10 protein-coding genes are annotated in these 12787 nt (G+C 63.7%); 4 read left to right on the top strand and 6 right to left on the bottom strand.

Annotation, left to right across the window (positions count from 1 at the left end; genetic code table 11):
* Positions 1–3: 3 nt before the first annotated feature.
* The 3 genes from GC162_12175 to GC162_12165 form a co-directional block, all read right to left on the bottom strand.
* The gene (locus GC162_12175) at positions 4–1170 is read right to left on the bottom strand and encodes a hypothetical protein (GenBank protein ID MBI1369396.1); all 1167 of its coding nucleotides are present in this window, start codon (positions 1168–1170) and stop codon (positions 4–6) included.
* 151 nt (positions 1171–1321) lie between these two features.
* Positions 1322–1705, bottom strand: coding sequence for a hypothetical protein (locus GC162_12170; GenBank protein ID MBI1369395.1), 384 nt, complete (start codon positions 1703–1705; stop codon positions 1322–1324).
* 142 nt (positions 1706–1847) lie between these two features.
* The gene (locus GC162_12165; protein ID MBI1369394.1) at positions 1848–2786 is read right to left on the bottom strand and encodes a hypothetical protein; all 939 of its coding nucleotides are present in this window, start codon (positions 2784–2786) and stop codon (positions 1848–1850) included.
* A 235-nt stretch (positions 2787–3021) separates the two neighbouring features.
* Between GC162_12165 and dnaA the strand changes: the two genes are divergently transcribed.
* The 3 genes from dnaA (at position 3022) to nuoH (ending at position 7524) form a co-directional block, all read left to right on the top strand.
* The gene (gene dnaA, locus GC162_12160) at positions 3022–4458 is read left to right on the top strand and encodes a chromosomal replication initiator protein DnaA (GenBank protein MBI1369393.1); all 1437 of its coding nucleotides are present in this window, start codon (positions 3022–3024) and stop codon (positions 4456–4458) included.
* Between the two features lie 395 nt (positions 4459–4853).
* Entirely contained in the window at positions 4854–5903 is a 1050-nt protein-coding gene (locus tag GC162_12155) for an AAA domain-containing protein (protein ID MBI1369392.1), read from the top strand.
* 415 nt (positions 5904–6318) lie between these two features.
* Positions 6319–7524, top strand: a complete 1206-nt coding sequence (gene nuoH / locus GC162_12150; protein ID MBI1369391.1) for an NADH-quinone oxidoreductase subunit NuoH — start codon at positions 6319–6321, stop codon at positions 7522–7524.
* A gap of 85 nt (positions 7525–7609) precedes the next feature.
* Here nuoH and GC162_12145 read toward each other — a convergent pair whose 3' ends face one another.
* Both GC162_12145 and GC162_12140 read right to left on the bottom strand, forming a co-directional pair.
* Positions 7610–8530, bottom strand: a complete 921-nt coding sequence (locus tag GC162_12145) for a hypothetical protein (protein ID MBI1369390.1) — start codon at positions 8528–8530, stop codon at positions 7610–7612.
* 56 nt (positions 8531–8586) lie between these two features.
* Positions 8587–9807: a hypothetical protein gene (locus GC162_12140; GenBank protein MBI1369389.1), complete on the bottom strand. Its 1221-nt coding sequence runs from the start codon at positions 9805–9807 to the stop codon at positions 8587–8589.
* An 85-nt stretch (positions 9808–9892) separates the two neighbouring features.
* Between GC162_12140 and GC162_12135 the strand changes: the two genes are divergently transcribed.
* Entirely contained in the window at positions 9893–11950 is a 2058-nt protein-coding gene (locus GC162_12135; protein MBI1369388.1) for a sulfatase-like hydrolase/transferase, read from the top strand.
* Positions 11951–11954: 4 nt separating this feature from the next.
* On the opposite strand, the gene GC162_12130 is transcribed toward GC162_12135, so the two are convergent.
* Positions 11955–12776: a hypothetical protein gene (locus tag GC162_12130; protein MBI1369387.1), complete on the bottom strand. Its 822-nt coding sequence runs from the start codon at positions 12774–12776 to the stop codon at positions 11955–11957.
* Between the last annotated feature and the right edge of the window lie 11 nt (positions 12777–12787).

Raw genomic sequence — 12787 nt, 5'->3', positions numbered from 1 at the left:
GCGTCAGAGGTTGGTCGGAAGCAGGCACAGTCCCATGGGCACGGCCCATCCGGGCTGCGAACGATGCAGGTCCACGTTGACCGCCGGCGTGAGCGGCGCGCGAATCAGCCGCGCCAGGGGATCGCCCAACTGCGCGGGCAGGCGCAGCGCCTTGGCGATGCGCTGGCACATGGCGGTCTGCCGCGACTCGCCGCCGAGGAAGATCACCTTTTCGATGGGCCGGTCGTGGAACATGGCCGCGTGATATCCGATGCAAAGCTGAAGCTCGTCGACGAGCAGTTCGAGCATTTCCGAGTCGAGCAGATGCTGGGTCAACTGCGTCGCATCGGCGACGCGGGGCTGCTCGGCGGGCTTGATGACCGCGACGGAGCCGACCATCGTCAGCGCGCCTTTGGGCGCCGACGGGAACTGGGGACGCACGCCGTCCTCGGCTTCCTGAATGCGGTACTTGCGGGCGTCGGACTCGCTGATCTGCGTCAGCTCGGCGACGATCCGGTTGAAATGGTCGCCGCCGACGCGGATCGTCTTGGCGAAGACCATCTGTTTGCCGTGCGCGATCATGACCTTCGACGTCGAGGCGCCGATGTCGACGAAGAGCGTCGTACGATTCGCTTCGGATGCGCCGTCGAAAAGGTGATCGAAGGCGGAGAGGATGGCCATCGGCTCGCAGTGCATGCCGACCACATCCAGTCCCGCCGCGCGGATCAGGTTGATGATCTGAAGCACGTAATGACGCGCGGCGGCGAGGCAGATGACTTCCTGACGCGCGGCCCCGTCGGCGAACACCTCGCCGACCACGACGTGACGCATCACCATCTGCGTCGGATCCAGCGGCAGACGCCCGCGCAGCTCCGTCGCCAGCAGCGACTCGATCATGGCCGCATCGCACTTGGCCAGGCGCACATGCTGCACGTACGCGTGGGCCGAGCTGATCGACACGATCGCCCGCTTGCCCTTGAATCGGCCCTGCTTGAGCAGCTCCTTCAGCGCCCCGCCCAGATACTCCAGCAGCGTCGCCGGTTGAGCGCGCACCTCCGGAGGAATCGTCATCGCCGCCGCACTGATCAACTGCGGCGGATCGTCCTGCGCGATCTGAAGCAGCTTGATGCTGTCGGCCCCGATGTCGATGCCGATCGGGCTGATGTTCTTCTGGACCCAACGAAATCCCATTTCGCCTCCAAGTTCACCCGCATGCGGTCATCGCGCGACGCGCCGCCTCCGCGGACGGCTTGCCCGAATTCCGCCAACCAAACCTACGATTCATCCGCTCGACATCCAAAAGTTTCTCCATTCCCTGCGACCGGCCCAGCCGGCCCGATCGTCACAATTTCCGCTCTTCATCGCGATGCGCGATCACGTAACTCTCCGCCGACACGCGCGCGATGTCGATCAGCTCCGTCCGCATGGACGGGCTGACGTCGACGAACTCGATGCCGACGGAAAAGTGCTTGGCGTCCACCTGCTCCGCCCATGCGACGCGGCTCTTGACCTTCGTCTCGCCGCACAAACTCTGAAGCACGACGAAGAAGACCTGGTCCGGCTTGACCGCCAGCTTGCCGCGCCCGTGCACGCGCATGCCCGAGGCGGAAAGGTTCACTACGCGGCCCATCGGGCAGCGCAGGTATTCGCAGCGCAGGCGGCCGTGACGCCGCTGCTGCTTGGCCTTGGAATCAGCCGGTTCGCAGGAGGGGGTATGTGGGATCATATATGCCTGATGATCGGCGTGCGGGGCCGGGCACTTGATCGCCCCAACCGGCGGCCCGACCGGTTCATACGTGCACCGCGATGACAATCGTTACAACCCGCACAGACCGCGCGATCGACAGGGCTTTTCGGATGTGACGAATTCACAGCGCCGGCGGGGCGCCTCCGGCCAGGTGAAGCAGCCAGAGCGTCAGCGTGACGGTCAGGGCGCAGGCGAGCGTGGTCCAGAAGACGCAGTCCGCCGCCGTTTCCGCGTCGCCGTCGAGTTCGATCGTCAGCAGCAGCGTGTTCACGGCCGTCGGCCCGGAAGCCGCGAGGATCAACTGCGCCCCCGGCCAGGGCCAGAGTCCGAGAATATACACCAAGCCCGCCGTGACAACCGGCATCACCAGCAGCTTGATGATCATGACCGGCCCGATCAGGGGCCAGCGCGGCCAGCGGGCGCGCATCGCGAGCTGCGCCCCCAGCGTGATCAGCGCGACCGGCACCATGCCCTCCGCCACCGTGTGCACCGCCTTGTCGATCCAGAACGGCAGCACGTAGCCGGTCTGCCGCACGGCAAAGGCCGCGACGATCATGTAGATCATCGGCAGCTTGAAATACCCCAGCGCCGCCCGAAGGCCGTGCCCCTGCGCCACCGACAGCACGCCGTACCCGATCATGAACACCGTCGTGTTCAGATACATCACCACCAGCGCCTCGACCGCGCCGCCCTCGGCGCCGAAGGCCAGCAGCGCGACGGGAATCCCGAAGTTGCCCGCGTTGAAGAACAGCCCGCCGACGACCACCGCGGCGATTGTGTTGCCCGACGCCTTCCGCGCCCGCAGGAGGAAATAGATCGGCATCGCCAACAGCGCCATCGGCCCGAGCACCGCCACGCCGATGAGCCCGATGTTGGTGAACGTGAGTTTGCTTTCTGCGACGCTGACGAACAGAAACGCCGGGACGAACAGGTAGAGATTCAGCCGCACCAGCGACTCGACGTTCATCGCCTTAAAGCGCTGCACAACCGCGCCCGCCGCGGTGATCGCCAGCACCGGCGCGAGAATATGCGAGAGAATGTGCGCGAGCGTGGCGAGCATGAGGCACAGTGTACACGGATGATCACGGCGCGTTCGGCGTCGCGCGCAACCGCAAAGCGCGCGTGTTGTCAAGCGCGTGTGGCGTAAACGCGGCGCGCATGGGTGGAATCCCCATTGACATGAGCATCGTCGAGTCGTAACTTGGGCGTAGAGTCTTCAAAGGTGGACGCGCTGAGGCAAACAGGAACCGCGGCGCGATCGAATAGCAGGGAAGACCAGAGCAAGAGACGAGCCAATGTCGATGCCCGACCCGGCGATGTGGCGGCAGATGCTTTCGCACCTGCGCAGGCACCACGCCGAAATATGCCGCCAGTGGTTTGAAGAGCTTGAGCCGCTGGAACTGGACGGCGGCGTGCTTCAGATCCGCGTCAACACGCCGGTGCAGCAGGCGTATCTGTCGCGGCGCTGCAATGACGCGTTCACCGAGGCCGCGCAGGCGGCGACCGGCGCGCTGGTGACGGTCAGCTTCGTCGATCAGGAAGCGATGGCCGAGGCCGCGGCGGCGCTTTCGCATGCGGCGCACGGCGTCGTCGAGGCCGATCCGCCCGTGCGACGACCGCAGATCCACATCTCCGGCCGCCTCACGCCGCCGCCGAGCCGGCCCACGCTCGTGCATTTCGATCACGGCGACGATCAGATCGTGCTCAGCCCCGATTACGTGTTCGACAACTTCGTGACCGGCCCGGGCAACCACCTGGCCTACGCCGCCGCCGTCGCCGTCGCCGAGAACCCCGGCCGGGCGTACAACCCCTTGTTCGTGCATGGCGGCGTCGGCCTGGGCAAGACGCACCTGCTTCAGGCCATCTGCCAGAAACTCCTGCAAAACAAGCCCGATGCGCGCATCTGCTACCTGTCCTGCGATACCTTCGTCAACCAGTTCCTCGAAGCGGTGCAGAACGGGCAGATGAGCCAGTTCCGAACGCGCTATCGGCATGTGGACCTCTTGCTCATCGACGACATCCACTTCCTGACCAACCGCGAACGCACGCAGGAAGAGTTCTTCCACACGTTCAACACGCTCTATCAGTCCAACAAGCAGATCGTCCTCAGCTCCGACTCGCCGCCGAATGAAATCCCCCAGCTCGAGGAGCGGCTCGTGTCGCGTTTCAACTGGGGTCTGGTCGCCCGCATCGACCCGCCGTGCTACGAAACGCGCGTGGCGATTCTCAAGACCAAGGCGAAAATCCGCGGGATTCAACTGCCTGATGATGCGGCTTGCTACATCGCCGAGCGCATCGACTCGAACATCCGCGAGCTTGAAGGCGCCGTCACCAAAGTGCAGTCGCTGGCGATGTTGCGCGGGATCGAGCCGGATTTGAGCTTGACCCGTGAAGCGCTCGGCGACGACCCGGCCGGTGCGGCGGGGGGGCCCAAGCTGACGATTCAGAACATCATCGACACGGTGACGAACTACTACGGCGTGAAGCTGCTGGATTTGCAGTCCAAACGCCGGCACCGCTCGATCACCGTGCCGCGGCAGGTGTGCATGTACCTGGCGCGCAAGCGCACGCGCTACTCGCTGGAGGAGATCGGCGGATACTTCGGCGGGCGCGATCACACGACGGTCATGCACGCCATCCGCACGACCGAAGACCGCATGACCATCGAGCCGGACTTCAACCGCCAGATCGATCAGCTCGACCGCAAGCTCACCGAAAACCTCAATGGTTGAACCGTCCGTCAAGGCGGGGCGACTTCAATCACCCCGCGCTCGCGCTGTCGGTAACGCTGTGGACAAGTCGTGGGATGCGTGGCGCGAAATGTCGATGCGGGCGGCTCAATCAACAGCGTCAGGCATGACGACATGATCCGTTCCGTTCGCATCGTCACGAACCGGCGCCCGCCGACAGCGCCGATGACAGTTCACCCGCAAGTGCGGCGATGATGTAAAGGATGATCGGCCCGATGGGTGGAGACGGACAACGGAGGATATCCACAAAGCGCCAGGCGTTATTCCTAGTGATAATCATTCTTTCTCTACTATTATGACTATACTGCTGGGGCCGCCGGTCGGCAGAGACCGCCGGCTGATCCGACCCCTCCGTTGATGCAAGTACAGGAGTCCGCATGAGCGAGCAGACGAATGACGCGGCGGCGTTGACAGAGAAGATCCGCGATGCGCACAACCAGCTCATCACGGAGATCGGCAAAGTCATCGTGGGGCAGACGAATGTGGTGGACGAACTGCTGATCGCGCTGTTCTGCCAGGGCCATGCGGTGCTGGTGGGCGTGCCGGGGCTGGCCAAGACGCTGCTGGTGTCGACGATCAGCCGCACGCTCTCGCTGGACTTTTCCCGCATTCAGTTCACGCCCGACCTGATGCCCTCGGACATCACGGGCACGGAAGTCATCGAGGAAGACAAGCTCTCGGGCAAGCGCGAGCTGCGCTTCGTCAAAGGGCCGGTGTTCGCCAACGTGCTGCTCGCGGACGAGATCAACCGCACGCCGCCCAAGACGCAGGCGGCGCTGCTGGAGGCGATGCAGGAGCATCAGGTGACCGCCAGCGGCGTCAAGCATCACCTGCCCGAACCCTTCTTCGTCCTCGCGACGCAGAACCCCATCGAGCAGGAAGGCACGTATCCGCTTCCCGAAGCGCAGCTTGACCGGTTCATGTTCATGATCAAGGTGGGCTATCCCTCCGAGGAAGAGGAAATGGAGATCGTCCGACGCACGACGGCCCGGCGGCTGGTGCATCTGGCGACGGTGCTCGACTCGGAGCAGGTGCTGGAGATTCAGCGGATCGTGCGCGATGTGCCGGTGGCGGATCATGTGATCCGTTACGCCCTGCGGCTGGTGCGCGAGACGCGGGTGCACGAGACGGGCAAGCGCAGCGAGTTCATCGAGCGCTATCTGGCATGGGGCGCCGGGCCTCGGGCGAGTCAGTATCTGATCCTCGCCGGCAAAGCCCGTGCGATTCTTCAGGGCCGGCACCATGTGGAGGTCGATGACATTAAAGCGATGGCGCATCCCGTGTTGCGGCACCGGATCATTCCGAACTTCAACGCGGAGGCCGACGGGATCGATTCGGACACGATCATCGACCGGATGCTCGCAAACGTCGATGTGGACACGACCGATGCCGCCACCCGCCGCGAACTGGACCAGGTAATGCGCTGAGAAGCGGCATTTTCAGGTCGGCGATCGGCACAGTTTCGGCAGGTTTTCCACATCGCCCCCGCTGAAACCCGGCGGGGGCGGCGAACGTGTTCCGGAGCCCCACTTGCGGCGGTGCATTCACACTCAGAAAACACATGCAAGACGTCCCGAACCGTTAATATCTGCAAATAAAGGTCTTGGAATGCGTGATTCCACGCATGACCTGGCACTCGGATGTCTCGAATCACGCAATCGAACACAAAAACGTCATTTTAACCCCACCTGAACACATGCCCGCCGGGCCGGGAAACACCTATACACACGTTATCCACAATCATCGTGAAATCCCACGCCGGCCGCCTTGCCAAGCCCCCGTGCTGCCTGTAAAAACATCTTTGTCCCACAATACTTTGCGACGCCCAAGCTGAGCCAGACCATGGAATTTCTCCCGCAGTTGATCGTGTCCGTCGTCGTCATTCTCGTGATCATGCATGTGATGCTGATCGCCGGACCCGCCTACGGCATTCTGCTCGAACGCAAGATCGCCTCGTGGGCGCAGGACCGCATCGGCCCCAATCGCGTGGGGCCCTTTGGTCTGCTTCAGCCCATCGCCGACGGTTTGAAGTTCTTCATGAAAGAAGACTACAACCCCGGTCACGTCGACAAGACGCTCTTCATGCTCGCCCCCGTGCTCGCCGTCATCCCGGCGCTGCTCGGCTGGGCGGTCATCCCGTGGGGCGGCGTGTGGGAAAGCCCGTGGGGCGAACTGTCCATCAGCGTCGCCGACGTCAACATCGGCGTGATCTACATGCTCGCGATCGGATCGATGGCGGTGTACGGCGTGACGATCGGCGCGTGGGCGGCGAACAACAAGTACACCTTCTTCGGCGGCATCCGCGCGACCGCTCAGATGCTCAGCTACGAAATCCCCATGGGCCTGTGCGTGCTGACCGTGCTGCTCATGGCCGGGTCGGCCCGTCCGCACGACCTCGTCGAGGCGCAGGTCGGATACTGGTTCGGCGTCATCCCCTCTTGGTACGTCTTCCAGCAGCCCGTCGCCGCGGTCTTGTTTTTTATCTGCATCCTCGCCGAGGCCAACCGCGCCCCGTTCGACCTGGCCGAGTGCGAGCAGGAACTCATCGGCGGGTTCCATACCGAATACTCGTCCATGAAATTCGCCATGTTCTTCCTCGGCGAATACATGCACATGGCCACGAGCAGCGCGTTCCTGACCGTGCTGTTCCTGGGCGGATGGCATCTGCCCTGGCTCGACTATCTGATCTACGGCGGGGTCGAGCCGCAGAAGGTCGGCCTGCTGGGCGTGCTGCTGAACGTCGGCGTGATGGTCACGAAGATGATGACGCTCGTCGCCATCATGATGTGGGTCCGCTGGACCCTGCCGCGCTTCCGTTTCGATCAGCTCATGCGCCTCGCCTGGCGCGGCCTGATCCCCATCGGACTGGCGCTGTTGCTGACCACCGGCGTGTTCGTCTACTTCGGCCTGCAGAACTGGCTCTGGCTCGGCAACATCGCCATCGCCGCGGTCGTCCTCTTCGTCGCCCCGCTGATCCCCAAGGGCGCCGACGTCAACCGCCGCGTCCCCCTCGCCGGTTCGCGCTTCAGCCCGCTCACCAGCGAGTGAATGACGCGAAAATCGCGAAAAAATAAGCGGGATCGCCCATCGGGGGATCCCGCTTTTCATTTGAATAGTCATGGTACCTGACGGATCAGTTGTCGCGGTAGGTCGCCTTCAGCTCGTCGTAAAGACCCTTGAGCAGAAAGTTCTTCTGGTCCAGTTCCTTCTGCGTCTGCTGAAGCACGCCGTACGCCCGGGCGTACTTGGATTTGACGAGCATGTTTTCGCGGTTGGCGTCGAGCAGGTCGTGGCTGAGCTGCGCGACCTTCTGCCGGGCTTCGGTCACGGCCTTCTCCGCATCGACGCGCTTCGGATCATCGCGCACCTTGGCGAGCATCGCCCCGCGCAGCTCCTTGAGCTTGTCGTTGGCGGCGTCGAGCTTTTCCTTCATCGCCGCCAGCTCCGGATCGCGCGACAAGGCGTCTTCGAGCGCCTGGCCGACGCGCGTCTGTAGATTGACGACTTCGATGCGCAGGCCCGCCAACTCGTTTTCGTCCACCGCCGCCGTCGATCCATTGAGCAGATCGAGCCGCTCCTGCTTCATCTTCAGTTCGTCCGCGACTTTGAGGTACGCATCGGTCTTGACAATCTCGACGCTGAGCTTGTCGCGCCGCTCGTCATAAGGTTTCTTCGCTTCATCGACCGCCTTCATCGCCTCCGCGATCGCCGGGTCCTGGTCCACCTCGGCGTTGAGCGACGCGGTGATCTGGTTCAGTTCGCCGGTCCGGTCGCCGATCGCCTTGCGCTGCTCCGCCAGCGACGCCTGCGTGTCGGCGATCTTCTTCTCGCTCGCTTCGTAGGCCTTTTTCTGCTCGTCGACGATCGCCTGAATGTTCGACACTTTCGTCGTCAGCGACGCGATCGTCGTCTTCATCTGCTTGATCGTCGCCTCCAGTTCCTCCCGGCGATCGAGCCGGCTCGAGTTGCTCTCCGCCCGCAGCGGCGCGACAAGCAGCGCGGACACAAGAATCAGGGCGGCGACGGAACGGCGGGCAAGATCGACGTGCGGCATGGCGGCCTCCAGAAAACTTATTGTAGAGACGACCTCCGCCTTGACCAACCGGATTTTCAGGGCCCGATCACGCGGATCTTCGGCGGATCCTGATAGTCGTGCGCCAGATGGTCCGCCTCCGTCGTGTTGATCGCCCCCTTGTGAATGTAGAAGCGGTACTGCGAGACGTACGGTTTGCCCGGCTCAATCACGAAGCCCTCATCGACCTGCGGGCTGTAGACGAAGTAGGGCATCTGCGGATGGAGCCGCACGTACTGCGGGTAGCGGAAATCGTCGGGGCTCTGAAGGATCGCCACGCCCGCCGCCTCGTCGTGACCGACCGGCCCGCTGATGTCGACCCAGTACGGCCGGGTGTGGTTGCCGCCGAGGCGATCTTCGCCGGCGCTGGTGAGCATCTGGCAGTGATCCTTCGTCCATTCGCGCGCCCCGCGGATCGCCATCCCGCCGTAGTGATACTTGTTGACATACAGCGGCGAGGGTCCGGCGCATGACTGAATCGACGTCAGGTCGAACAGAAAATAATCCGTCAGGTCATACACGCGCACCTGCCATGTTTCCCGCAGCGCGACCTTGCGTCCGCCCGGCGCGCTGAGGTTGACATGCCGCAGCGCCACATCGAACTGCCCGAACACCGGCCCGTCGACGGTGTCGAGCACGGCCTCATGTTCGACCGTGCCCTCGAGTTTCTGCTGGTTCCAGAAGTCGACCTTGCGGCCCTCGAAGGTCGTGTCGGTCCATGCGAACATCACGCCGTGCTGATGCGGATGATCCGGGTTGAAGTCGTCGGTGACGACGTCGCCGGCGGGGGTGTAGAGGGGGTGAATGTATCCGCTGCGCTGGTAGTAGGGTTCGCCGGCGATGGGGGAGAGATTCGTGGCGATGTGGTAGCGCATCACGGTCCGCCCGCGCACCGCCACTTCGATCTTCTTCTCGTCCTGCTGCACGTGCACATGGTCCGGCTCGGCATTGTCGTTGTCCGGGCCGTCGAGCGCTTCGAGCTTGTACCGCCTCGCCGCGCCGGCTTCGATGCGCTGACCGACGAGCCAGACGATCCGCTGCGGCGCCCCCGGCTCGCGCTGAATCACGATCGGCTCCCCGCTGTCGATCCGCGTCAGCCGCACGTATTTCGCATTCGAAAGCGGTTGGGGCATGTCGAACGCGACAGGCGTGTCCACCCGGTCGTACGCCCCGGCGTCGACTTCGATTTCGATGGCCCGGCCGGTCGCGGCGGCGCCGAGCATGACGCAAAGCACCAAAAACACCACTCGCCGACGCATAAGCCCAGTCCTTTCAAGCGTTGACCCGAAGTATATCACCCCGTACGCTGAACACGACCCGCCTGTTTCCTTCGAGGTTCACATCATGCATCGTCCGCTCGCGCTCATGCTCCTGCTCGCCGCCGCCGTCGCCGCCGCCGATCGACCCAACATCCTGTTCATCTTCAGCGACGATCACGCCTATCAGGCCGTCAGCGCCTACGGGCACGGCCTCAACCAGACGCCGAACCTCGACCGGCTCGCCAAGGAAGGCATGCTCTTCCGCAACTGCTTCGTGACCAATTCGCTCTGCGGCCCGAGCCGCGCGGTCGTGCAGACCGGCAAGTACAGCCATCTCAATGGCTACTACGGCAACGAGGGCTCGGAAGTCTTCAACGGCGATCAGCAGACCTTCCCGAAGCTGCTTCAGAAAGCCGGCTACCAGACCGCGATCGTCGGCAAGTGGCACCTCATCTCCGACCCGCAGGGCTTTGACTACTGGCACATCCTTTACGGGCAGGGCCAGTACTACAACCCGCCCATGAAGGAGAACGGCCAGCGCGTCGCACATACCGGCTACGTCACCGACATCACCGCCGACATCACCCTCGACTGGCTTCAGAACAAGCGCGACCCCAACAAGCCGTTCATGCTCATGTATCAGAACAAGGCCCCGCATCGCGATTGGGAGCCGCCCATCAAGATGCTTCACATGTTCGACGGCCAGACGATCCCCGAACCCGAAACGCTTTTCGACAACTACGACGGACGCGGCACCGCGGCGCATCAGCAGGACATGACCATCGCCAAGACGATGCGCATGAAGCAGGATCTGAAAGTCGACTGGGCTCCGCCGCAGTTGTCGCCCGAACAGAAAAAGCAATGGGATGAAGCGTACGGCCCGGAGAACGAGGCGATGAAGAAGGCGAACCTCTCCGGCGACGACCTGACCCGCTGGAAGTATCAGCGCTACATGAAGGACTATCTCCGCTGCGTCGCCAGCGTCGATGAAAACGTCGGCCGGGTCCTCGATTACCTCGACAAGTCGGGCCTCGCCAAGAACACCATCGTCATCTACACCTCCGATCAGGGCTTCTACCTCGGGGAGCACGGCTGGTTCGACAAGCGATGGATCTACGAGGAATCGCTGCGCACGCCGCTGATGGTGCGCTGGCCGGGCGTGACGGACGCGGGCTCGACGAGCAGTGCGATCGTGAGCAATCTCGATTTCGCCGAGACGATGCTCGACGCCGCCGGCGTGCAGGTCCCCGACGACATGCAGGGCCGAAGCTTCGTGCCAATCCTCAAGGGGCACACGCCCGACGATTGGCGCAAGAGCTTCTACTACCACTACTACGAATACGAGCCGGGCTCGCATCATGTGCAGCCGCACTACGGCGTCCGCACGGAAAACTACATGCTCGTGCACTTCCCGATCACCGGCGAGTATGAATTGTACGACATGATCAAGGACCGCCAGCAGATGCACAGCGTCTACGACGATCCCGCCTACGCCAAAGAGGCGGCGCAGCTCAAGGACGAGATCAAGCGGCTTCAGGTCCTCTACAAGGACACCGAGCCGGACATCACGTACAAGCAGATCATCGAGCGCATCAAGGCAGCGCGCCGCAAGGAGCACGCCCAGGCACCCCGGGATGTGAAGTTTCAGCAGGTGTTGCACGTCGCCAAAGAAGGCGACGCCACGCCGGCCTCGCCCGATCCGTCGGGCAAGCCGCTGACGGTCGGCGGGTGGTGCACGCCGACGTCGCCCGATGGCGTGCTCATCGCGCAGGGCGGCGGGTCGCTGGGGTTCAGTCTGTATCTGGCCAAGGGCGTCCCGACGTTCGCCGTGCGCAATGAAGATACACTCTACAAAGTCGCCGCGCCCTCAGCGGTGAAGATGAGCGAGCCGGTGCATCTGGCCGGCGCGATCGACACCGCGTCGAAATTGCACTTGTACGTGAACGGCAAGGAAGTCGCGTCCGCCGACGGTTCGGTCATCAGCGATCAACCCCATGAAGGTCTTTCGATCGGCGCCGACCCCGGCTCGCCCGTCGGCGAGTACGACGGGCCGGAGAAATTCAACGGCGAGTATCACGACCTGCGTCTCTACTGGGGCGCGATCGACGCCGAGAAGCTCGCGTCATGGGCCGATCAGCCCTGATCCTTCAGCGCCGCAGATCCTTCAGATGATCCTCCGCCGAACGCACGGCCGCGGCCTTGCGGTTGTACTCATCGCGCGCCCGAGCCGCCGCCGCCTGTGACGTTCGGCTGTCGCGCTCCGTCTCGTTGACCCGATCCTGCGCGGCCTTCACCGCCGCGACCGCCTTCTGACGCTCGGGATTGTCGCGAATCTTCGACTCCATCGCGTCCTGAAGCGATGCGAGCTTCGCCGACGCCGCCTTGAACCGATCCGCCGCCGCGCTGTACTGCGGGTCCTTCGCCAACGCCGCATCGCGCAGCTTACCCAGCGCCGTGTCCTGATCATTGATCTGATCCGCCGCCTTGGCGATCTGCTCGGGCGTCGCCGCGCCCGAATCGCGCAACTGCTCCAGCGCCGCCCTCGCCTGCGCCACCAGATCGCTCGCCTGTTTGTACGACGCGTCGCCGTCGAGCTGGCCCAACACCTTGTCGCGCGCGCTGTCCATGTCCGCCCGCGCCGCGTCGGCGTCCTGCTGCGCTCCGTGAATCGCCTTGCCCTGCTCACTGTCGCGCGTCAGCCGATTGAACACCTCCGAATCGCGCTGCTTGGCCTCCATGAGCGCCGCCCGCGCCTTGGTCGCCGCATCGGTGTCGCCGCGGGCCTTTTTCATCGCCTCGTCCGAATCGTCCCTGGCCTTGGCGCTCTCGCGCTTGGCGGCCTCGACGCGCTTCTCCGCCTGCGCGATCTCCTGTTTGGACGGCTTGTTGTCCTTCTTCTTCTCCGCGCCGAACGCGCCCGTGACAATCATCGCGCCGACCACGACGGCCCACACGAATGCCCGATTCATCGAAGTTGCTC

This window comes from Planctomycetota bacterium, assembly GCA_016125255.1.
Classification (GTDB): Bacteria; Planctomycetota; Phycisphaerae; order Phycisphaerales; family Zrk34; genus RI-421.
Note: the sequence above shows the minus strand (reverse complement) of the source record. Positions and strands in the feature narration are given on the sequence as shown.

Coding starts and splice junctions, on each gene's coding strand:
- GC162_12175 (MBI1369396.1), bottom strand. CDS start 1,170: ATGGGATTTCGTTGGGTCCAGAAGAACATCAGCCCGATCGGCATCGAC.
- GC162_12170 (MBI1369395.1), bottom strand. CDS start 1,705: ATGATCCCACATACCCCCTCCTGCGAACCGGCTGATTCCAAGGCCAAG.
- GC162_12165 (MBI1369394.1), bottom strand. CDS start 2,786: ATGCTCGCCACGCTCGCGCACATTCTCTCGCATATTCTCGCGCCGGTG.
- dnaA (MBI1369393.1), top strand. CDS start 3,022: ATGTCGATGCCCGACCCGGCGATGTGGCGGCAGATGCTTTCGCACCTG.
- GC162_12155 (MBI1369392.1), top strand. CDS start 4,854: ATGAGCGAGCAGACGAATGACGCGGCGGCGTTGACAGAGAAGATCCGC.
- nuoH (MBI1369391.1), top strand. CDS start 6,319: ATGGAATTTCTCCCGCAGTTGATCGTGTCCGTCGTCGTCATTCTCGTG.
- GC162_12145 (MBI1369390.1), bottom strand. CDS start 8,530: ATGCCGCACGTCGATCTTGCCCGCCGTTCCGTCGCCGCCCTGATTCTT.
- GC162_12140 (MBI1369389.1), bottom strand. CDS start 9,807: ATGCGTCGGCGAGTGGTGTTTTTGGTGCTTTGCGTCATGCTCGGCGCC.
- GC162_12135 (MBI1369388.1), top strand. CDS start 9,893: ATGCATCGTCCGCTCGCGCTCATGCTCCTGCTCGCCGCCGCCGTCGCC.
- GC162_12130 (MBI1369387.1), bottom strand. CDS start 12,776: ATGAATCGGGCATTCGTGTGGGCCGTCGTGGTCGGCGCGATGATTGTC.